This window comes from Cecembia calidifontis (assembly GCF_004216715.1).
GTDB lineage: Bacteria > Bacteroidota > Bacteroidia > Cytophagales > Cyclobacteriaceae > Cecembia_A > Cecembia_A calidifontis.
The window spans coordinates 1,176,918-1,199,296 of sequence record NZ_SGXG01000001.1 but is presented as its reverse complement, the minus strand read 5'-3'; the positions used below and the strand labels follow the sequence as shown (position 1 = coordinate 1,199,296).

Genomic DNA, 22,379 nt, shown 5'->3' with positions numbered 1-22,379 from the left:
TTTAATAGGTTTATCAATTTTGGTTGCAAAAATTACAAAAAAATTTCCTTTTTTTAAAATTGAAGCAACAAACAAGGCGTTTAAGTGAATAGTTTACATAGAAAACGATCCTTATTTGATTTTTAGAAAAATAAAGTATTGATTTAAATTTTGGGAAGATTTTCAGAAATCCGCGCAAAAAGTAAAAAACGTTGTTGTTTTTTTTACCTCATTTATAAAAAAGCATGCAGGATTTTGGTTTTTAGGTTTGTGAAAAAAAATTTCAGCTTTGTCGAATTTTTTTAAATGGTTGACAAATTTTTTTCGAAAAAATCAAGATGGTCTTGAAAATAGAAAAAAACCTTCATTTTGCATTTAAAGGTTTTTTCAAAACATTATTTTGTTGGGATTCTACCTAATCCTCGTTGTGACCAGGGGTTTCATCTTTATCAGAAAGGATATGGACCTTAACTTTTTTGATCCGTCGGGTATCAACCGCCAGAATGGTAAATTCAAAGTCCTGATACCTAATTTTCGATCCGTTCTTGGGTAAATTTGAGTTGATTTCCAAAAGTAATCCTCCCAAAGATTCACTTTCTCCCTTTACTTCATCAAAAATCTGTGGATCAACATCCAGCCTCTTACAAAAATCATTCAGAGAAACTTTGCCTTCAAAAACAAAAGTCCGGGAATCTATTTCTTTGAAAAAGTAATCATCTGCATCGTCAAATTCATCATTGATCTCCCCTATGATTTCTTCAATGAGGTCTTCAAGGGTTACCAGACCCGAAGTCCCTCCGTACTCATCCACCACAATGGCCATGTGCACACGCCTTTTCTGAAAATCCTTTAGCAAAGTATCTATCTTTTTATATTCCGGTACGAAAAACCCTTTTCTGATCAGGTTCTGCCATTCAAAGTTCTCATCCTGATCGATAAATGGCAGGAGGTCTTTGATATATAAAATCCCTTCAATGTGGTCAATGGTCTCTTTGTAAACAGGAATTCTCGAATATCCACTTTTATTGATTTTGTCCATCAACTCGTGAAAGTCCGTTTCGTACTCCACAGCAGTAATGTCCATCCTGGACTGCATCACCTGCCTGACTGTGAGCGTTCCAAAATTCACGATCCCCTTTAAAATATCCTTTTCTTCTTCTGTGGTATCTTCCGTGGTAATTTCCAAAGCCTGATGAAGTTCGTCCACAGAAAGGGAATAACCTTTTTTTTCAATCCGCTTTTCAATGACATTGCTTATTGACATCAAAAAAAAGGAAAGCGGTTTTAAAAGTGCAGAAAAGAAATAAATCAAAGGAGCCATCAAAAGGGAAAACTCCACTTTTGCCTTTGTTGCATACACCTTGGGAACAATTTCGCCAAAAAAGACGATGGCAAAGGTCACGCCTATGGTCTGAACAAGAATGATCAAAATTCCGGTAGCATCAGATCCAAAAATGCTCCAGGTAAAAAAGGTGGTCAAAGTGACTATGGCTATATTGATGAGGTTATTGAGTATCAGAACAGTACTCAAAAGATTCTTGGGAGATTCTACCAATTGAATCGCTTTTGCTGCCCGCTTGTCACCTCGGTCATCCATTTGAGAGAGGTCTTCAGCGTTTAAAGAAAAAAAGGCAACTTCAGAACCTGAGACTAATCCGGAGGCAAGTAACAGGAAAACAAAAATCAATAAATTTACCAATATATAGCCAGCCGAAACCTGATTGATTTCAGCCAGCATCATAAGACTCGGGTATGGATCGTCCATCAATTTCTAGAGATGATGATTGCAAAATTAATCAATTCCTGAGTACAATATCAAAATTTATCATCAGAAGGGTAAATCATCCTCCTCTCCGGGACTGTCCATCACAGGGACTTGTGTTGGTTTTGGGGTATTGCTATTGTAAGCTGAATTCCCTTGCGAAGGAGTACTGCCGCCCTCAGGTCTTCCGCCCAACATGGTAAAATTATTTACCCTGATTTTTACCCTTTTCCTATTGTTTCCTTGATCGTCTTGCCAGGTATCCGACTTGATCTTTCCTTCTACATAAATTTGCATGCCTTTTTTGAGGTATTGTTCGGCAATTCTCGCCTGCCCATCCCATAGCTCCAAGTCGTGCCATTCGGTATTTTCTACCCTATTGCCATTCTTGTCTTTGTAAGCCTCGGTAGTAGCCAATCTCAAATTAGCGACCACTTTATCGCCTTCCAAATGCTTTACCTCAGGGTCTGCACCCAAATTACCCACTAAGATTACCTTGTTTATTCCGGCCATAATTTGTAATGTTTAAATGTTTGACAAAAAGTTTACGATTAAATTTAAGGATTATTTTTCTTCGTTCAAATATTTCAAAATCAACCGGGGTTTGGCCAATGCTTCTAATTTCTCCGCATCCACCAATTGATATCCCCTGTTTGATGCCCAAATCTCCAATTGAGGCCTGGCCGATTCCTTTACTTCGAACTTTACAAAGTTGGCAAAAATTCTCTGATGTGTCAGTATATGTTTGTAGACATGCTCATCTTTCACGACATCAATTGTCTCAATATAATTCAAGGCTTCAAAAAAATGATGATTCTCCCTTTCAAATTCATTGCTCTGTTTGAACTCCTGCAGGGGAAAATCAAAAAGTCCCTGCCAAATATCCCCTTCTCCCCGCTGCCTCACCACCGTCATATGTCCACATAAGATATGGGCATATTGAAAGTAACGCTCTTTTACTTTCAGTTTCTTGCTTTTAACCGGTAACAAATCCACCATACCTCTATTCAAGGCATAACAGGATTGCTTTAAGGGGCAGGAGCTACAATCAGGATTTTTGGGAACACATTGCAGGGCTCCAAATTCCATGATGGCCTGATTGTACTCACCGGGATTTTGTCTTGGGATAATTTTGTTGGCAAATTCCTCAAATTTTCTCTTGCCTCTTCCGCTGGCAATATCCTCTGCGATTCCAAAAACCCTACTGAGTACCCTGAAAACATTGCCGTCAACAACAGCTACTGCTTCCCCAAATGCAAAGGAAGCGATGGCGGCAGCTGTATAATTGCCCACCCCTTTCAACTTGATCAGCTCCTCGAAATTTCCCGGAAATTTTCCTCCATATTTATAATGTATATCTTTTGCACAGGCATGAAGGTTTCTTGCCCTGCTGTAATAACCCAAGCCTTGCCATAAACGCATGACCTCATCTTCCGGCGCCAAGGCCAAATCCTGTATGCTTGGATAATTTTCTACATATTTTTCAAAATAAGGCATTCCCTGAGCTACCCTAGTCTGCTGCAGAATGATTTCTGAAAGCCAAATGATATATGGATTTTGGGTGTTCCTCCAAGGCAAATCCCTTTTGTGGAGGCTGTACCACTCTAATATTATATTGGAAAATACTTCAGGACTCAAAATCTACGTTAATTGTTAGGTTAAGACAATGTTAAACATTTCAATCTAATTTTGGGCATTTTGTTTTTATATTGAAATGCTTCGTATAAATTTGCAGTCCCAAAAATAGTTGGTTAATAGGTCGTTAAGCTTATTCGATAATAATTTAAATTCATCAAACAGTGACTAAAGCAGAAGTAATCACCAAGATTTCGGAAAAAACTGGAATCCAGAAAGACGATGTAACTCAAACCATTGAGGCATTCTTCAAAGTGGTAAAAGATTCCATGGCGGATGGAGAGAATATTTATGTCAGAGGTTTTGGCAGCTTCATCAACAAAAAGAGAGCTAAGAAAATCGCTAGAAACATCTCCAAAAACACTGCTATCGTGATTGACGAGCACTATGTGCCGGCTTTCAAACCATCCAAAGTGTTTATTGAGAAAATCAAAAACAGCAAAAAAATTAAAGAAATGGCTCCTCAGGATTAATCCTGAGTGCCTTTTTTTGGTATGAAAAAATCCCAGATCATCATTCTTGTACTTGCTGTGGCCGTCATCGCGGTCCTTTATTCCCTCCCAAGGGTGGTAGTGGACAATGAAGAAGGCACTTCAGGAATGACGGAAGAACCCGGCACAAAAGCTCCGGCGGTAGAAGAAATGCATGATGCTCCTATTTCAGCTGAAGCAAGGGAGGCGCTATCCTCTATTACATCAAAGTTGAAAAATGAGGTAGATAGGGAAAAATTCGTAGCTTTGGCAGATAGCTTGGCGGCACTTTATACACAGGCGGGAAGATTTGACTCTGCTGCCTATTTTATGGAGCAGGCCGCTCTAAAGGTTGAAACCATTGAAAGATGGGAAAAAGCAGGTATTGCCTATTATGAGGCTTTTACCTTTGCCATGAGCGATCAAAAAGTAGCCTATCTGGCCGACAAAACCAGAAGCTACCTGAACAAAGTTTTGGAGAAAGATCCAAAACGTTTGGATTTGAAAACCAAAGTGGCCATGACCTATGTGTCTTCGTCCAATCCCATGCAGGGAATTATCATGCTTAGGGAAATTCTGGAAAAGGATCCTACCAATGAAGACGCATTGTTCAACATGGGCGTATTGTCCATGCAGTCCGGTCAGTATAAAAGAGCGGCGGAACGGTTCGAAGAGTTGGTTCGCTACTACCCGGAAAACCTTCAGGGGCAATTCTATTTGGGGGTAAGTTACTTCGAATCCAAACAAAACAACAAAGCAAAAAAGCAATTTCAGCAAGTTCAAAGCATGACTTCAGACCCTATGGTCTTGGCCAGTGTGGAGAGCTACCTGGAAAGGCTGTAAATAATTGTTCCACTTTAAATCTTTAAAACTATGCCTTGCGGTAAGAAAAGAAAAAGACATAAGATCGCTACGCACAAGCGTAAGAAAAGACTTAGAAAAAACAGACATAAGAAGAAGTAATACACTTCTTCTTTTTGAGTTTTTACACCACACGTTCATTTACATTATAAAACCAGACACGATTGAGCACAGAATTGGTTATTGATTCTGCTCAAACGGGTAGCCGGATTGCCTTATTAAGAGACAAAAACCTGGTAGAACTCCATTCTGAAGGCGGAGAAAACCAGTTCAAAGTCGGGGATATTTATCTGGGTACGGTCAAGAAGATAGTCAACGGCCTCAATGCGGCCTTTATCGATGTAGGCTATGAGAAAGATGCCTTCCTGCATTATCAGGACCTTGGGCCTCAGATCAACAGCCTCAACAAGTTTATCAAACTGATCCGTAACAATAATTATCAAGGCTTCAATCTCAAGGGCTTTGAAAAGGAAGATGACATTGAAAAACTTGGAAAGATTTCCAATGTCCTAGCTAAAAACAGTCAGGTCTTGGTGCAGGTGGTCAAAGAACCCATCTCCACCAAGGGCCCCCGGTTATCCTGTGAGCTCTCCTTAGCCGGTCGCTACTTGGTCTTGGTGCCTTTTGCTGACTCTGTCAGCGTATCTAAAAAGATACGGAGCGCGGAAGAAAGAAAAAGGCTCGTTCGCTTAATTACCTCTATCAAGCCTGCCAATTTTGGAGTCATCATCAGAACAGTAGCTGAAGGACAGTCCGTCACAGAACTGGACAAAGACCTGCGCAACCTGATGACCTCCTGGGAAGATGGCATGAAGAAACTGAACAAAGCCAAGGGTCGCGACAAAATAATAGGAGAAATGAGTATGGCATCCTCGATCATCAGGGACCTACTCAATGAATCATTCGACGCAATCACCGTAGAGGACGAATTGATTTATGATCAAATCAGGTCTTACATCAGATCTATTGCCCCTGAAAAGGAAAAAATTGTTAAGCTTTACAACGGAAAAGCGAAGCTCTTTGAAAGTTTTGGAATCGAAAAGCAAATCAAAAGCTTGTTTGGACAGACAATAAGTCTTCCCCAAGGCGGTTATCTTATTATTGAGCATACCGAAGCCCTTCACGTCATTGACGTCAACAGTGGGAATAAGTCCAATCAGGAAAGTGACCAGGAAAACACTGCATTGAAAACCAACCTGGTTGCAGTAAAAGAAATTGCCAGACAATTACGCCTCCGCGACATGGGAGGCATCATCGTCATTGACTTCATCGACATGAAAAAGGCCGAAAACAAAAAGGTCATCTATGATGCGATGCGAGATGCGATGAAAGATGACCGGTCCAAACATACCGTCCTGCCGTTGACCAAATTCGGTCTGATGCAGATAACGAGGCAGCGCGTGAGACCTGAGGTCAACATTGTCACCAAAGAAACCTGTCCATCCTGTGGTGGTACGGGTAAAATCCAGGCTTCTATCTTAGTGGCCGACCAATTAGAGAAAGATCTCGACCATATTGCTACGATCCAAAACGTTTCAAAAATCCACATCGGATTACACCCTTATCTCTATGCCTACTTCACTCATGGCATCATTTCAAAACGGGTAAGGTGGTTTTTCAAATACTTTAAGTGGGTAAGACTGATCAAAGATTCCTCCCTCCCGGTGACGGAGTACAAATTCCTGGACGAAACAGGAGAAGAAATAGAACTTCAAGTAAAAAGCGAGACCGAATAGGTCCCGCTTTTTTTGTTTTGGGGCAAAGGATTTTAAGAAAATAGCATTATTTTTCCCATACTCCTTGTTCCATTTACCTTCAACAAAATCCTTATTTAGGCAGGAACGTGAATAATCCATCCAGAACTACATTCAGGCCTAACAACTTGGATATTAAAGGTATATTTGCAGCATTCACTGAAGATATCCTCTTTGAATCATCCAAAATGTTGAAATCACCATCAGATTGGGGGGAAAGGAAGCTTTTGTTGATAAAAAAACCTAACTTGTCTATCTACCCAATCCCTCAAATCAAGTAATGATCAAGCCCGATAACATAGAAACTTACATTCAATCCTTCCCTGAAATTGCCCAGAAGAAACTGAAGGAAATCCGGGGAATATTGAAATCCGTTGCGCCCAATGCTACGGAAGAACTCAAATGGGGAAAACCGGTTTTGATTGAAAAAAGGATCCTTTTTTCCTATTCTGCCTACAAACATTTCATCAGCTTTATGCCCACTGGCCCAACTTTAGCACATTTCAAGGAAGAATTAAAGAATTTCAAAACCGGTAAAGACACCATTCAGTTCCCCTATGACCAAGCCTTACCCTTAGACCTGATCAAAAAAATTGCCCAGCACAGGTACAGAGACGTTATGGAAAATGATGCCAAGTGGATGTATTGAGGAAACCCTAATAAGATAAGCCCTTTTTATCAAGTTTTTTGCTAAAGGATATAAATTCGGAATAATGGCTTCTATTGATATTGTAAAAGTTGACATCAAAGACCTTAATACTTTGCAAACTATTGCAAAGCAGACATTTATTGATGCCTTCGAAAAAGCCAATTCACCGGAGCACTTCCAAAAATATTTGGATCAAGCTTTTTCCTTGGAAAAATTAACGACAGAGTTACTTGAACCTAGGAGTGAATTTTATTTTGCCAAAAAAGGAGAACATGTTTTGGCTTACCTTAAACTCAATTTTGGGTCAGCCAAAAATGAGTTACAAGATGGGGATGCGGTAGAAATAGAAAGAATTTATGTGTCCCAAGCTTTTCAAGGTCAAAAAATAGGTGAATTACTTTTACAAAAATCTATTCAAATCGCAAAGGAAAGAATGGCTGCTTATCTTTGGCTGGGGGTTTGGAGTGAAAACCCTAATGCCATCCGTTTTTACAAAAAACATGGATTTGTGCCTTTCGGTGAACATGTTTTCCAATTGGGGGATGATGCCCAAACTGACATACTTATGAAGTTGGAATTGAAGGATTGATGTTTAATTTAAGCCATGAGCCAAAACAAAATGCTTATAACCGAGGAAAAGGAGGGTTTGCTGGAAATCCTTGAAAGCCGCTTTCTGAAAAACATGCACCGCCATCCCAATTTGGTCTGGGAAAATATTGCAGAAAAATTAAAACTTGATCCATCAAAGTTACTTGCGCTCCATATGATGGAGGCAACGGGTGGAGAACCCGATGTGGTAAGCTTCAATGAAGAAACCAAGGAATACCTTTTTATCGACTGCTCAGCAGAAACTCCCACCGGGCGGAGAGGCATTTGTTATGATCAGGAAGCCCTGAATGCCAGAAAAGCCAATAAACCACATCACAGTGCAAAAGGAATGGCTGAATCCATGGGGGTAAAACTTTTGACGGAAGCGCAGTATTTTAGCTTGCAGACATTAGGCGACTTCGATACCAAGACCTCTTCCTGGCTGGATACTCCTATAGACATCAGGAAAAAAGGAGGCGCTATCTTTGGGGACAAGCGCTATGGGAGAACTTTTATCTATCACAATGGTGCGGACTCGTATTATGCCGTAAGAGGTTTTCGGAGTTGTTTATGGGTTTGATTTTGACTGCATCAGAAATATTGCCTCCTTTTCCATCATTTTAAGTCTGTTTAAGTATTGTTACGTCTGATTTCTTGCATCTTATAGTAGAAAGGCTTAAGCGTTTAAGACCTACTTTAATGAAAATTGAAAAACCGAACAAATCAATTCTCAAAACAAAGTTAGGCAGTAAGTACGACACTGGTTGTTGGGCCTCCTAAATGCCAAAAGGTCGTCTCCACTTAATTACAAACTGATCAAGCAGGCTGGGTCTTCCAGCGTTCATGCATCCAGACCCACTGGGTAGGGTCGGCTTCAATAAGTTTTTCAGTAGCCTTGGAAAGCGCCTGGGTGTTTATCCATAAATCCTCTTCTTCATTTCCTGAAACATGAATTTTTACCTCAGGATAAATCCTTAACTGTTGGACATGATTTTCATCCAAGTGAATGCCTATTGGAATTACTTTTGCACCGGTTCGTAAGGCAAATAAGGCCGCTCCAATAGGAGTAGAAGCGGGCATCCCCATAAAATCTACAAAAACACTTTTTACCTTGGTATCCTGATCAATCAACATGGCCACTAATCCCCCGGATTTAAGGTTTCTAACCACCTTCAGGGTATCCTTTCCTCTTTCAATTGCCTCTGCCCCCCTTCTACGCCGGTTTTCCATCATCAATTGGTTCAACCTGGGATCCTTCTGTTGTGTACCAATGATCTGAGGCTTATAATCCATCAAAGCCAGGTAAGTTCCGACCAATTCAAATGCACCAACATGAGCCGTCAGGATGATCACACCTTGCTTAGACTTCATCGCCTCATCCAGGTGTTCCTCTCCAGAAACCTGTACCACTTTTTTGAAATCTTCTAACTCAAACATGTTGACTGAGCGAAAAATATCCGCTGCATTTTTCCCGATCATCACGAAAACCCGCTTGGCCATCTTTTGGATCTCTTCTTCAGAAAACCTGTCTCCATAGACCAGTTGAAGATGTTTGCGTGTCTTTTTCCTGGCATCTCCAACCAGATAGTAAGCCAAACCTCCCAAAAAACCACAATGGCGAAGCATCAACCTCCTTGGAGTGATACTGGACAAAAAAAGTAATGTCTTCACCAAACGGTAAAGCATATCATATTTGATCCGCTTAAATAGGGGCCTTTTTTTAGACTTCATGCTTAAAAATTTGAACAAAAGTAAACGGTTTTTTTGGCTTTCAGGCAATGAGAACTTAATTACACGCATATTCTTTTGTAAAAAATAAAATAAAAACTAGCTTTTGGATCTAATGACTGCTTCACAATGGAAAAAAGGAATGCCTGAAAAATCTATCCCCCAAAAGAGGGTGGACATTTGGCGAGGTCCTTTGTCACTAAGCGAAAAGCAAAGAATGGAGTTTTTGGAAACTCTTTCCCGGGAAGAGAAAGAAAAAGCTTTCCGCTTCCATTTTGAAAAGGACAGCACAGCTTTTATCGCTGCAAGAGGCATGTTGCGTCACTTACTTTCCCATTACCTGGGTGAAAAACCCGAATCTTTACAATTCGGATATAATTCATTTGGGAAACCTTTTTTGATGAGTCCTTCCCATGGTGAACCACTCCATTTTAACCTCTCCCATGCGGGAAATCTTGGTCTTTTTGCTTTTTCATCTGAGCAGGAATTAGGCATAGATGTAGAACTGATCCGGGAAGATTTTTCTATTGACTCAATAGTGGAACACTACTTTTGCCCTCCTGAAATTAAAGCCATTCAAAATTCTGATCCATCCGCTGCATTCAGTCTATTTTTCAAGTTTTGGACTAGAAAAGAAGCTATCAATAAAGCCATGGGCAAAGGATTATCCTTCCCTTTGGAAAAATGCAATGTTTCCCATATTCAAGGTTTTGATTTTTCCCCGGTTTCCCTTCCAGATGCTGAAGAAAAGGATCCTGTCTGGTACGTCAGGGATCTTTCCCCTGAAGGAAACTATGCTGCTGCTCTGTCGCTACAATATCCAGAGATAGAAATTTCATTTTGGGATTTCCCCTTATGAATATAAAAAAAGGATCAGCTCCAAACTGATCCGATTCTCTTACAAACTCCAGGTATTTCCTATTTCCGAAAGGGGAACACATCCTCTATATTCTCCCGGCACAGGATCATAATTGAGGTGTTTCATGCCTATTTCTTCGGATGAGAAATATCCCCATAAAGCCATTGATTTCAAACTGCGGTAAAACCCAACGGGTTTTTGCTCTCCAACAGCTGTTCCCCAAACTTTGGGATTGAACTTGGGAGACTCAGCTTCTTTACTTTTAAAAACAGCCTTTCTATCTTCCATATTTAAATCCGCAAAGACCTTGCCGTGGCGCTGTTTACATTCCTCGTTGAATTTTTTTATTTCATTCACCACATTCTCCTGAGCCTTGGCATCATAAGTTTTGGCAAATACCAAATCCAAAAAAATATCCGTTTTCACATCCAAAGCCCCCGGAGTATCAGTTCTTGGCAGTAAAGTATCTACAAAGGCAGAAACAAATCTTGCCTGGTCCTCACTTAGAAACACCGGTGTCCATTCCAATCTGCTTTGCTTTTTACAGGATTGGAGCAGTGAAAATAATGAGGGAGCGGCAACCGCAGAACCTGCCAAAAGGGCTGTCTTTCTTAATGCATTTCTCCTGTTCATCTTGTCATAGGTTAAGTTTTTTCAATTCGGAAACGGCATGGTTGGCAGCCCTTGCGGTCAGCGCCATATAGGTCAAGGAAGGATTGACACAGGAAGAGGAGGTCATACATGCACCATCCGTAACAAATACATTTTTACAGGCATGCACCTGATTGGTACCGTTCAAAACCGAAGTTTTGGGATCCCTGCCCATCCTGGCAGTACCCATCTCATGGATACCAAATCCGGGCTCATGTTGGTTATCAAAGTCCACAATATCCTTCAGTCCTGCTCTCTCTAGCATTTCTTTGGCATCTTGACGTATCTGTTTGTTGAGGGCTTTTTCATTTTCCTTCCATTCACAGTCTATAGAAAGTGTTGGTTGCCCCCATTTGTCCAAAACATCTTTGTTGAGGTACACTTTGTTTTCATGATAAGGAAGGCACTCAGCAAAGCCTGTAATGAAAAATTCCCATGGTCCTGGCTTCATCAGGCTGTCTTTGAAATCTCCTCCAAAATCCTCGAGATTGGCACCGGCACCCCATCCACTTCTTCCTCCTCCACCCTGGAAACCAAAACCACGGACAAATTTATCTGACTTAGTTTTTTCGTCCAGGTTTACATAGCGGGGAATATAAATGCCATTGGGTCTTCTTCCCTTATAGTATTGGTCTTCAAAACCCTCCACCACACCCATGGCTCCAATTCTGTAAGTATGGTCCATCAGGTTATGCCCCAGTTCACCGCTATCATTACCAAGTCCATTGGGGAAGCGGTTGGAGGTAGAATTCAGCAAGATCTGGGTTGAACTCAATGCGGAAGCATTGCAAAATATGATCCTGGCATAATATTCCATCACTTCATTGGTTTCGGCATCAATGATCCTTACTCCACTTGCTTTGCCTTTTTCTTCGTCATAAATAATGGATTGAACAATAGAAAATGGCCTGATGGTGAGATTCCCTGTGGCATTGGCAGCGGGCAAAGTGACGGCATTGCTGCTAAAATATGCGCCATATGGGCAGCCCCTGTCACAGCGGTTGCGGTACTGACATTTTCCCCTTCCATTTAAGGGAACCGTCAAATGAGCCACCCTTCCGATGATCAAATGCCTACCGGGATAATCTTTTTCTATCCTGCTTTTGATGTGTTTCTCCACACAATTCAACTCCATGGGGGGCAAAAAATGACTGTCCGGCAAATGTGGAAGTCCAAGCGGATCACCACTGATTCCTGCAAATTTTTCTACATAAGTATACCAAGGTTCAATGTCTCTGTACCGGATTGGCCAGTCCACCCCATGTCCATCTTTGGCATTGGCTTCAAAATCCAAATCTGACCATCGGTAGCATTGCTTGCCCCACAGAATGGACCTGCCTCCCATCTGATGGGCACGGACCCACATGAAAGGTTTGACTTCGGTGTAAGGGTTTTCCAGGTCATTGGCATGGAAATGCTCGTTGGTTTCACCAATAAATCCTGATCTGCCCCCTTTATAATGCTTCTTCTGGAGTTCAGGAGTAAGGCCTCCTCTCAGCTCCATATCCCAGGGATCCAGGTTCATGGTTGGGTAATCTTTGACATGCTCCACCATTCTTCCTCTTTCCAGGACCAAGGTTTTTAAACCTTTTTCACAAAGCTCCTTAGCCGCCCAGCCACCGCTGATGCCTGAACCTATGACGATCGCATCATAAGTCATATTTTGTTTTGCATCAATATTAAAATTGGCCATATTGTTTTATGTTTAAGGGATTTAATATAGGAAGATAGCGATTAAAAATCATGGGACAGAATCCAAAAAATACGGAAAATTTTCCCCGGCGGAAATTTTTGATTCAATCGGCAGGACTCATGGCAGCAGTAGGGCTCACGGGTTTACCCTTATCTGCTTTTGCGGGTAAAGGAAGTAATAAAATGACTATCAGAGAGATCATTGAGATACTCATCAGAGATATCTCTGGGGCTCCTTTTGAAAGGACCGTGGACCAGTTAAGATCCGGCAGCATGGATAAGGTAGCCACCGGAATTGTCACCACCATGTTTCCTACCTTAGAAGTCGTTGAGAAGACCGCAAAAATCGGTGCCAACCTCATTGTAGCCCATGAGACCCTCTACTACAATCATCAGGATGAGACGGATTGGCTCGAAGAAGATGAAGTATTTCAATACAAAAAAGCACTTATAGAGAAGCATCAAATCGCCATTTGGCGCTTTCATGATTATTGGCACAGGAGAAAGCCTGACGGGATAGCAGAAGGTAATCTCAAGAAATTGGGTTGGGAAAAATTCTACAACCCTGAATCACCGAGACTTTTGATTTTACCCCAACCTCAGCCTTTAAGGGAGATTCTCTCCCATATCAAAGAACGATTTGAGATTCCACAACTTCGTCTGGTAGGAGATTTGGACCAATCTTGTCAAAGTATTTATCTTGCCTTTGGAGCGATTGACAGCAGGATGATCATCGCTGCTATGCAGGAATATCAACCAGACCTTATCCTAAGTGGGGAGACCAGGGAATGGGAAACAGTAGAAAGGGTAAGGGACGGCAGGTTGATGGGAAAAAATACGGCCTTGATGATTTTGGGACATGAACTCAGTGAAGCCCCGGGAATGGAGTTCGCCGCTGAATGGATCCAAGAAAAAATACCCGGAATTCCTGTAAATTATATTGCCTCCGGAAATCCATTTCAGTTTTTTTGAAAGATTTCATGTTAATTCCGTCACCTTACTGATGGAATTTAGCTAAATACCATCATTTTAGTCCCTTTAAAGTATTTGAAACCATTTTTTGACTTTTTGCATTTTAATAGGACTAGCTAAAATTGAAATAAACTTTATGGAAAAGCCTGATTTTAATATCGAAGAAGTCAATAAAATCATCCGCGGCCGTAGGTCCATGTTTGTGGCCCAATTCAAAGAAAACGACCCGGTGGATGACGCTATCATCGAAGAAATATTGGAAAATGCCAATTGGGCACCTACGCACAAACTCACTGAACCTTGGCGTTTTACCGTATTCACAGGGGAAGGATTGAAAAAACTGGGAGATTTCCAAGCTGAACTGTATAAAGAAAGGGCCACTAAAAGCGGCAACTTTATGGAGGCCACATACCAAAAACTAAAAGAAAATCCGCTTAAAGCATCCCATGTGATCGTCCTCAAAATGAAAAGGGACCTAAAGGCAAACCTTCCTGTCATGGAAGAAATTGCTGCTGTAGCCATGGCCGTTCAGAATATGTACCTGACAGCTGCTGCCCATGGATTGGCCTGTTATTGGGGAACCGGTGGCATGACCTACTGGCCTGAGGCCAAAGAATGGTTGGGGTTGGATGAAGAAGACATGATGATGGGTTATTTTTACGTGGCCAAACCAGCTACAGACAGGTGGCCTGCCGGTAAAAGAAAACCTGTATCAGAAAAAACAGAGTGGGTGAGGGAATAATGCCTGCTTGGAAATAAAAAAAGGGACTATGACACAAACTGTGTAAGTTGGTTTCACTACTTACGAAGTTAAAGTTAAACCTCGAAATTCTCTGTGTGATTTAGAAGAAATCGCACAGGGAATTTGAGGAACCCGCGGTAGGCGCCCCCCGGTCTGTGTGTGGACAATTTCTTACCTTTATAACACACAGATTACAAAAATGAAAAAAGAAGATCTCCTAAATGATGACTTCCTCAAGCAGTTCAGGACTGCCGGGGAGCTTAATTCCTTCCTTCAACAGCTTCAGAAAAGAGCCGTTGAGAAAATGCTTGAAGGCGAGCTGGATGCCCATCTTGGCTATGAAAAGCATCAGAATTCCGATAATCCCAATTCAAGGAACGGCTATTCCACCAAAACAATAAAAAACACATTTGGGGAAGCTGAAATCAGAGTCCCAAGAGACAGGGACGGCAGCTTTGAGCCTGCCCTTGTGCCCAAACGCAGAAGCATGGCGGAGGGCGTTGAAAACGTGATCATTTCCATGTATGCCAAGGGAATGTCAAACCAGGACATCGAAGAACAGATCCGGGAGCTTTATGACATCAATGTTTCCTCCTCCACCATCTCAAGGGTTACCGGTGCCGTAGCGGAGGATATTGTTGCATGGAGAAACAGGCCGCTTGACCCTGTATACCTGATCGTTTGGATGGATGGTATATCCTTCAAAGTCAGGGAGAACTCCAAAGTGGTCAACAAGACCGTTTATATTGCCGTTGGCCTCAGAACTAACGGCCTTAAAGAGATCCTAGGCCTTTGGCTTGGCAAGAATGAATCTTCGGCTTTCTGGATGGGGGTACTCACCGACCTGAAAGCCAGAGGGGTTGAAGATATTCTCATAACGGCAACTGACAACCTGAACGGGTTTACTGATACGATAAAAGCTTCATTCCCCCAATCAGTCACTCAGATATGTGTCGTCCACCAGATCAGAAACGCATGTAGATATGTCGCATGGAAAGACCGCAGGGCGTTTACAAGGGATATGAAGGAAATTTATACCGCCCCTACAAAAGATGCTGCTTGGGCTGCCCTGAACGATTTTGCCAAAAAATGGGAATCCAAATACGCTTATGCCATCAAAAGCTGGAGGGACAACTGGGATGAACTCACCGTTTTCTTCGATTACCCGGCTGAAATCCGTAAAATCATCTATACCACCAACCTGATTGAAAATCTCAATGGAAAGATCAGAAAATACACCAAAAACAAGCTCTCTTTCCCGACAGATGATGCCGTAATGAAGTCTGTTTTCCTGGCTGCAAGAGAAGCATCGAAAAAATGGACTATGCCTATCAGAGACTGGGGAGCTATTCTTAACAGTTTCCTGCTTATATTTGGTGATAGGGTCAGGCTTCTTGATACCTGACAATAAAACCATAATTTGAAGTTTACACACTTATCGGGATAGTGTCTAAAAAAATGGCAGCTGATTGGTCAGCTGCCATTTTTTTTATTTGATGTTTTTCCCAAACATTTACATGCCCATTCCCCTATACCTTGGCGGTTCAATGCCATTCGCCCTGATGTAGGACACGGCCGCTCCTCGGTGATGCGTACAGTGGTCATCGATCAGGGCAATTACTTCTCTTCTGGTTGCGGCAGTTCCAAAGATTTCCACTTTTTCTTCCAAATCCGCCATCCCCAAACTTTTAAAAGTTTTAGTGCCATAATCATAACAAGCCTCCACAAATGCCCTCAATTCGGCTTTGGTAGTTGGCTTAGCGCCGATGTCAAAACCAGGATCCCGCCCATTGAGAAAACGCTGGCTTATACCTGCTATCGCTGAGGCAAAGTGTGTTACCTGCTCCCGGAAACTCATGCCGGAGGCTTCAGGTTTATAGTCAAAAAGCTCCTGGGGCATCTTGTCCACTACTTCTAGGCTGAATTGCTTGCCTGCCTCCCATTTGCTCAAAAACTCTTCCATGGTTGTTTGTCCGACTACCACAGAATGAATAACATAAAAGCCGAATAGGCATACAAAGACTACAGGTAATTTAACAGATCTTTTCATAATCTTCTGACGTTTAGAGTTCTATATAAATATCTGACTAAATAAGCGCATATCAAAACCAAATTGATAAATTTGAGGCATGTCAAAGCGATTCGTCATATATATTACTTTGCTGTTGGTAGCTGTGGGATGTGAAGGCGATTACCTGCCCAAACCAATGGGTTATAACCGTATCGACCTGCCAGGAAGGGAGTTTATTACTTTGGAAAATGGAAAACCTTACAGCTTTCAACACTCCGTACATGCTTTGGTAGAACCAGATTCCTTCAATTTACAGGAAACTGCTTGGATCAACCTCAATTACAAAAGTTTGGGGGGAAAGGTGCATTTTACCTACCTCGAATTGGATACCCAGGGAAAGGACATCAAAACCGTGGTCAATGATGCCATCAACTTGACTGCCAAACATCAGATCAAAGCCTACGGTATTGAAGAATCTGTATTGAGAACGCCTAAAGGCTATACAGGAGTGGTCGCCGAACTGAGCGGAGAAGTCCCTACCCAGTTCCAGTTTTTTGTGACTGATTCTACCAGGAATTTTTTAAGGGGAGCACTTTACTTTAATACCGCCATGAAAAATGATTCCCTTGCTCCTGTGATAGAATACATCAAAGTGGATATGGCACATTTGATCAATACGCTTGAGTTTAAGAATTAAAGCTAAAATGAAATATCCCTCAAATTCCAACTCCCACCAAAGCCGGTTCTGCTTTTGGGGTATCAGATAGAATTTGAGGGATAAACAATTTTTTAAAAGTTTCTTGACAACCCTTAGGTCATTTTAAGTTTTTTCCAGCTTCTGATAATAATCAGCCCTCCTGCCAAAGCGACAATACTGGCTATAACTGCAGAAAGCACATTCCCATAAATCCAGAAGCCAACAGCGAAGAGGGCTGCATACACCATAATGGAGCCGGTTAACATCAAAGCTATTTCCAAAGGAAGTTGTCCTTGTTCCTGTTGCTCTTGTGGATATTTGTTAAGAAGGTTTCTCCATCCTAAAGCCGCTGGTTTTACTTTCCTATAAAAAGACAGGAGTATTTCATCCTTTTCAGGCTGGGTAAAGAGGGTTACCAACACCCAGCCAATGGTGGTAATACCAACTCCATAAAGCAGTTTTAAATAATCTTGGTGTTCTGGAATCTCAATGATCCCCATTCTTGGATTGATACTTTCAAAGAAAATGGCCACCATAAAGGATATGATCATCGCAGCAATCTCGGTATAGGCATTGATCCTCCACCAAAACCATCTGAGAATAAAAATCAAACCAGTCCCTGCACCTATCTGCAAAAGGATCTTGAAAGCCTCCAAGGCAGAAGAAAGCGCAAGTGCCAAAACCGCAGCCAATACCATCAGCAACACCGTGGAAATTCTGCCTACGGCTACCAGTTCCTTATCAGAGGCCTCTGGCCTTAAGAACCTCAAGTAGAAATCATTGACCACGTAAGAAGAACCCCAATTGAGATGTGTAGAGAGCGTGGACATCACCGCTGCAATCAGTGAGGCAAGGACAATGCCAATCAATCCAGTAGGCAGGAAAGTGAGCATCGCAGAATAAGCCAGATCATTTCCCAATTTATCTACAGGAATATGAGGAAAAGCCTCCTGCATATCCGAAACCTGAGGGAAAATAATCAGAGAGGAAAGCGCAATAATAATCCAGGGCCAGGGCCTCATGGCATAGTGGGCAATGTTGAAGAACAATGTCGCACCGATTGCATTTTTTTCATCTTTTGCAGAAAGCATCCTTTGGGCGATATAGCCTCCTCCACCTGGCTCTGCTCCAGGATACCAGGTAGCCCACCACTGAATGGCCAAAGGCATAATCAGCAAGGGAATAACGAGATTCCAATCATTGAAATCGGGAAATAGGTTGAGTTTATCTGCAACATTTGGATGGCTGAGGAGATTATCCAAGGATCCAATTTCCGGCATATCCAATACATAAATGGCTGCACCTATTGCCCCTGCCATGGCAATGAAAAACTGGAAAAAATCTGTTAACAACACTCCTTTTAATCCACCCAGGGAACTATAAATCACAGTTACTAAGGATGCCAACAGCAATGTTTCCCAAGGCGCAAGGCCCAACATAACCCCTCCAATTTTGATGGCTGCCAAAGATACGGTCGCCATGATGACCACATTAAAAAATACACCCAGGTAAATCGCACGGAAAGCCCTTAGAAAAGCAGCAGGCTTGCCTCCATAGCGCAATTCATAAAACTCCAGATCTGTGGTCACTTCTGACCTTCTCCATAATTTGGCATAGACGAATACTGTCAACATGCCGGTGAGTAGAAAAGCCCACCACACCCAGTTTCCCGATACGCCATCTTTTCTGACTATATCGGTCACCAAATTGGGAGTGTCTGCTGAAAAAGTGGTAGCTACCATGGATACGCCAAGCAACCACCAAGGCATATTTCTTCCCGATAGGAAGAATTCTTTGGCGGATGATCCAGCTTTACGGGAAGTCAAAACCCCAATTAACATGGAAATCAGGAAGAAAGCCAAAATGATGGCCCAATCGATCAGGGAGATATGCATAGGTATCTGGGTTTGTTCAAGCTGAGAAGTTTTTTAAAATTTTTAATTTACCCTCAGTGACTTGTTCGATAAATTTTTCTAAGGTAAATAAATATTCAGGAATTCCAAAACAGGTCAATTCAAAATAGCTACAATTATCCCGGCATGAAAAATTTGGACAAGTTCCATTTTCCTGGAATATGCTACATTTACAGGAATTTTGAGCAAGACTTTATGCAACAGATTTCTTGGTTAGCTGATATCGGGCACCTTTATGGAATGGAAATAAAGCAGGACCAAATCCGGCCTTTCGGGGATGGCCATATCCATCAAACTTACCTGGTGGATTTGGGAGAAGAAAAATTCATCCTCCAGCGGTTCAACTATCAGGTCTTTCAATATCCCGAAAGGATTTCCCATAATCATGGAATTCTCATCCGGGAAATTGATCAGGCAAAACTTCCCTTTTTACTTCCACTTCCTATTCCTAATAAGCAAGGGGATTTATTTTCTTTGATTGATGGAAATTATTTTAGGCTGGCTCCATTCGTAAAAGGCAAATGCGTCAATGAAGTGACCTCTCCGCATCAAGCTTATTTGGCAGCAAAAGCTTTTGCAGCATTTATAGTGGCAGGAATCCATATCCAGGCCTCAAAACTTCAAGAATCCATACCCAGTTTTCATGATTTGCAATTACGGTATCAGCAACTCTTACAAGCTATTAACACTACAAAAAGGAAAGTAGGTGGTGAGCTTAAAGATTTGGTGGATTTTTATCTTGATCAACAAGATTTAGTAGAGGAGTATCTTCTTTGGAAAAAGAAACTTCCACTTAGAATGACCCATAGTGATACCAAAATCAATAACCTGATTTATGCCGATGACTTTTCCAAGGTAAATGCAGTCATAGACCTGGACACTATTATGGCAGGTTATGTGTATTACGATTTCGGGGATCTGGTCAGGACTGTGGCCTGTACAGAAGGGGAATCCTCTCAAAACTGGAAAAACATTCATGTGGATAAGGCGAAATATGCAGCCTTATTGCAGGGTTTTCAGGAAGTAGGAGAGGGTATTTTTACAACAGAAGAAATACAGTCTTTGCCTTATGGCGGCCAAATGATGACCTGCATCATGGGCTTTCGTTTTCTAACAGACTACCTCAATGGGAATATCTACTACACCATCCACTATGAGGAACAAAATTTCCATAGGGCTAAAAATCAAATGTTTTTGTTGAAAGCCTTGCAGGATATGTAATCCAAGTGCAAACAGGCTCATGAATCTGATTGTCTTGCCTAAAGTTACCTTCTTCCAAACTCTGCCTTTGCCTCTTCCAGGAAATTCACAAAATTTTGGATATTGGTATCATAGGCTTTAGGCCGCACCAATAATTCTTCATTGTGATCCAGGATCACGTAATAAGGCTGGGCATTGTTATTGAACCGGGTGATCTGAAAATCTGCATTCTGCTTGCCAATGGTGGATTTCACTTTTCCATCATATTCGGAAGTGTACCACTCTGATTCCGGAAGTTCATAGCGTTCATCAATATACAGGGCCACCATTACAAAATCTTCCTTTAACCTTTGTAAAACCTGAGGATCTGACCAAACCCGAGCTTCCATTTCCCTGCAATTGACACAACCATGACCGGTAAAATCGATGAACAGGGGTTTTCCTGCTCTCTTAGCAGCCGCCAAGGCCTGATCATAATCAAAGTAGCCTTGTATACCATGTGGAAAATGAAGGAAATCGGCATATTTGGGAACATCATCCAGTTTGTTTTCCGATGTAGTTCCTCCATACCTATTTTCCAAAATATTGAAGTCATGGGACGCCATAGGAGGAAGATAGCCGCTCAAGGCTTTCAACGGCGCTCCCCACAAACCGGGGATCAAATAAATCACAAATACGAAGGTAGTAATTGCCAACATCAACCTGGGCACACTTATATGATCCATTGGGGAATCATGAGGCAACCTGATTTTTCCAAGGAGATAGAATCCCAATAAGGCAAAAATCACTACCCAAATCGCTATGTAAATATCCCTGTCCAATATACCCCAATGATATACCTGATCTGCAACAGATAGGAATTTGAAGGCCAATGCCAATTCCAAGAAGCCAAGTACGACTTTCACTGAATTCAACCAACCGCCGGATTTTGGAAGCGAATTCAACCATTCCGGGAAAATGGCAAACAGGGTGAACGGAATCGCAAATGCCAAAGAGAAGGCAAACATGCCCAAAATCGGTTTCACCAAAGCTCCTCCCGCAGAGCTGATCAAAATGGATCCTACAATAGGCCCCGTACAGGAGAATGATACCAGAACCAGGGTAAATGCCATGAAGAAGATTCCTGTCATGCCTCCTTTGTCCGCCTTTGCATCCATCTTGTTGACAAAGCCGCTGGGCAAAGTGATTTCAAACATGCCCAAAAAGGCAAGAGCAAAAAAGATAAATATCAAGAAGAAAAAGACATTGGGAATCCAGTGGGTGGAAAGCCAGTTGGCAAACTCAGGCCCCTGAATAGCCGCCACGGCCGTTCCAGCTATCGTATAAATAGCAATAATGGAAAAACCATAAAGAAAGGCGTTTCTGATTCCACTGATCCTTGATTTGGCCCTTCCGGTAAAGAAAGTAACGGTCATCGGAATCATGGGGAATACACAGGGAGTCAACAATGCAGCCAATCCTGCCAGGAAGGCAATCAACATAAAACCGATCAAGCCCCCTTGCTCCCCTTCATCATCCAAGCTGATATAGCTTCTTTCAGTAACTACCTCTTGTCCTATTGCTTCCTCAACTTCTGTTTCACTTAGATTGATTTGTGTTTCTTCAGTTGGTGCTTCGTTGTCCGCCTCGCCTCCCGCTACGGTACCTGGTAAAGCCTGGGCCGTTAATGTAAAATCTTCCTCAAAAGGGATGCATTGGCCAGTAACATCAGTACACATTTGATAGCCAACAAATCCAGTGGCAGTGATATTCGTTCCGGTAATTTTGATGGTCTGCTCAAAAGTGCCCGTACCCACAAAATACGTGACTTCACCTTCCCATATCTCATCGTATTTCTTGCGTGGATTGATGGCCTTTAAGCCCCCCACCAAAACAAACCCCTCTTTTTGTTTCAGTACCAGCTCAGTCAGCATAGGCCCCAAGTCCGGATCAAAATCATTGGAATAGATATACCAATCTCTGGGCACTTGGGCCTTAAAAATAATTTTGACCTCATCGCCCACCTTGATGTTCTTTTCAGACAATTGGATGGTCCACTTAGGCGGGGCAATGATCTGGGCCATGGCCAGGTTGGAAAAAAGAACAAACAGGGAAAGGACAAGACTGATTTTGAGGGATTTTGTCATCTTGGTGATTGGCTTTACTAATCTGTAATAATGGAACTTTTTTGAAAATAGTTCACTGATACCTGTTACAAAAGAAAACTGAGGCCCAAA

At 42.0% G+C, this 22,379-nt stretch carries 21 protein-coding genes; 12 read left to right on the top strand and 9 right to left on the bottom strand.

Annotation, left to right across the window (positions count from 1 at the left end; translation table 11 throughout):
• Positions 1-394: 394 nt before the first annotated feature.
• From gldE to mutY, 3 genes are all read right to left on the bottom strand, one after another.
• On the bottom strand, positions 395-1,744 hold the full coding sequence (gene gldE, locus BC751_RS05115) for a gliding motility-associated protein GldE (RefSeq protein WP_130274598.1): 1,350 nt from the start codon (positions 1,742-1,744) through the stop codon (positions 395-397).
• Positions 1,745-1,807: 63 nt separating this feature from the next.
• Complete coding sequence (locus BC751_RS05110; RefSeq protein WP_130274597.1) at positions 1,808-2,254, bottom strand: single-stranded DNA-binding protein; 447 nt, start codon at positions 2,252-2,254, stop codon at positions 1,808-1,810.
• Positions 2,255-2,305: 51 nt separating this feature from the next.
• On the bottom strand, positions 2,306-3,379 hold the full coding sequence (gene mutY / locus BC751_RS05105) for an A/G-specific adenine glycosylase (protein ID WP_130274596.1): 1,074 nt from the start codon (positions 3,377-3,379) through the stop codon (positions 2,306-2,308).
• Between the two features lie 161 nt (positions 3,380-3,540).
• On the opposite strand from mutY, the gene BC751_RS05100 reads away from it, so the two are divergent.
• From BC751_RS05100 to BC751_RS05075, 6 genes are all read left to right on the top strand, one after another.
• Positions 3,541-3,849: an HU family DNA-binding protein gene (locus BC751_RS05100; RefSeq protein ID WP_130274595.1), complete on the top strand. Its 309-nt coding sequence runs from the start codon at positions 3,541-3,543 to the stop codon at positions 3,847-3,849.
• A gap of 21 nt (positions 3,850-3,870) precedes the next feature.
• Positions 3,871-4,689: a tetratricopeptide repeat protein gene (locus BC751_RS05095; protein ID WP_130274594.1), complete on the top strand. Its 819-nt coding sequence runs from the start codon at positions 3,871-3,873 to the stop codon at positions 4,687-4,689.
• A 182-nt stretch (positions 4,690-4,871) separates the two neighbouring features.
• On the top strand, positions 4,872-6,443 hold the full coding sequence (locus tag BC751_RS05090; RefSeq protein WP_130274593.1) for an Rne/Rng family ribonuclease: 1,572 nt from the start codon (positions 4,872-4,874) through the stop codon (positions 6,441-6,443).
• Between the two features lie 298 nt (positions 6,444-6,741).
• Positions 6,742-7,110: an iron chaperone gene (locus BC751_RS05085; RefSeq protein ID WP_130274592.1), complete on the top strand. Its 369-nt coding sequence runs from the start codon at positions 6,742-6,744 to the stop codon at positions 7,108-7,110.
• Between the two features lie 64 nt (positions 7,111-7,174).
• The gene (locus BC751_RS05080; protein ID WP_130274591.1) at positions 7,175-7,699 is read left to right on the top strand and encodes a GNAT family N-acetyltransferase; all 525 of its coding nucleotides are present in this window, start codon (positions 7,175-7,177) and stop codon (positions 7,697-7,699) included.
• Between the two features lie 15 nt (positions 7,700-7,714).
• A complete protein-coding gene (locus tag BC751_RS05075) occupies positions 7,715-8,278 on the top strand; it encodes a DUF4256 domain-containing protein (protein WP_130274590.1) in 564 nt (187 codons plus the stop codon).
• Between the two features lie 236 nt (positions 8,279-8,514).
• On the opposite strand, the gene BC751_RS05070 is transcribed toward BC751_RS05075, so the two are convergent.
• A complete protein-coding gene (locus tag BC751_RS05070; protein WP_130274589.1) occupies positions 8,515-9,429 on the bottom strand; it encodes a lysophospholipid acyltransferase family protein in 915 nt (304 codons plus the stop codon).
• A gap of 112 nt (positions 9,430-9,541) precedes the next feature.
• Here BC751_RS05070 and BC751_RS05065 point away from each other — a divergent pair, with 112 nt between their 5' ends.
• Positions 9,542-10,285 (top strand): 4'-phosphopantetheinyl transferase family protein, encoded by a 744-nt coding sequence (locus BC751_RS05065; RefSeq protein WP_130274588.1) that lies wholly within the window; start codon positions 9,542-9,544, stop codon positions 10,283-10,285.
• A 39-nt stretch (positions 10,286-10,324) separates the two neighbouring features.
• Here the strand turns inward: BC751_RS05065 and BC751_RS05060 are convergent, their stop codons facing one another.
• The gene (locus tag BC751_RS05060; protein ID WP_130274587.1) at positions 10,325-10,918 is read right to left on the bottom strand and encodes a gluconate 2-dehydrogenase subunit 3 family protein; all 594 of its coding nucleotides are present in this window, start codon (positions 10,916-10,918) and stop codon (positions 10,325-10,327) included.
• Positions 10,919-10,922: 4 nt separating this feature from the next.
• Entirely contained in the window at positions 10,923-12,629 is a 1,707-nt protein-coding gene (locus BC751_RS05055) for a GMC oxidoreductase (RefSeq protein WP_130274586.1), read from the bottom strand.
• Between the two features lie 119 nt (positions 12,630-12,748).
• Between BC751_RS05055 and BC751_RS05050 the strand changes: the two genes are divergently transcribed.
• The 3 genes from BC751_RS05050 to BC751_RS05040 all read left to right on the top strand — a co-directional run bounded on the left by BC751_RS05050 (position 12,749) and on the right by BC751_RS05040 (position 15,747).
• Positions 12,749-13,600, top strand: coding sequence for a Nif3-like dinuclear metal center hexameric protein (locus BC751_RS05050; protein ID WP_242617376.1), 852 nt, complete (start codon positions 12,749-12,751; stop codon positions 13,598-13,600).
• Between the two features lie 136 nt (positions 13,601-13,736).
• Positions 13,737-14,342: a nitroreductase family protein gene (locus BC751_RS05045; protein WP_130274584.1), complete on the top strand. Its 606-nt coding sequence runs from the start codon at positions 13,737-13,739 to the stop codon at positions 14,340-14,342.
• A gap of 199 nt (positions 14,343-14,541) precedes the next feature.
• Positions 14,542-15,747: an IS256 family transposase gene (locus BC751_RS05040; RefSeq protein WP_130274032.1), complete on the top strand. Its 1,206-nt coding sequence runs from the start codon at positions 14,542-14,544 to the stop codon at positions 15,745-15,747.
• 108 nt (positions 15,748-15,855) lie between these two features.
• Here BC751_RS05040 and BC751_RS05035 read toward each other — a convergent pair whose 3' ends face one another.
• Positions 15,856-16,392 carry a DinB family protein gene (locus BC751_RS05035; protein ID WP_242617375.1) on the bottom strand — a complete coding sequence of 179 codons (537 nt, stop codon included), beginning with the start codon at positions 16,390-16,392 and terminating at the stop codon, positions 15,856-15,858.
• A 79-nt stretch (positions 16,393-16,471) separates the two neighbouring features.
• On the opposite strand from BC751_RS05035, the gene gldD reads away from it, so the two are divergent.
• On the top strand, positions 16,472-17,050 hold the full coding sequence (gene gldD, locus BC751_RS05030; protein WP_130274583.1) for a gliding motility lipoprotein GldD: 579 nt from the start codon (positions 16,472-16,474) through the stop codon (positions 17,048-17,050).
• Positions 17,051-17,163: 113 nt separating this feature from the next.
• Here the strand turns inward: gldD and BC751_RS05025 are convergent, their stop codons facing one another.
• A complete protein-coding gene (locus BC751_RS05025) occupies positions 17,164-18,945 on the bottom strand; it encodes a sodium:solute symporter family protein (protein WP_130274582.1) in 1,782 nt (593 codons plus the stop codon).
• Positions 18,946-19,089: 144 nt separating this feature from the next.
• Between BC751_RS05025 and BC751_RS05020 the strand changes: the two genes are divergently transcribed.
• Entirely contained in the window at positions 19,090-20,184 is a 1,095-nt protein-coding gene (locus BC751_RS05020; protein WP_242617374.1) for a phosphotransferase enzyme family protein, read from the top strand.
• 44 nt (positions 20,185-20,228) lie between these two features.
• On the opposite strand, the gene BC751_RS05015 is transcribed toward BC751_RS05020, so the two are convergent.
• Complete coding sequence (locus BC751_RS05015) at positions 20,229-22,289, bottom strand: protein-disulfide reductase DsbD family protein (RefSeq protein ID WP_130274581.1); 2,061 nt, start codon at positions 22,287-22,289, stop codon at positions 20,229-20,231.
• Positions 22,290-22,379 lie beyond the last annotated feature (90 nt).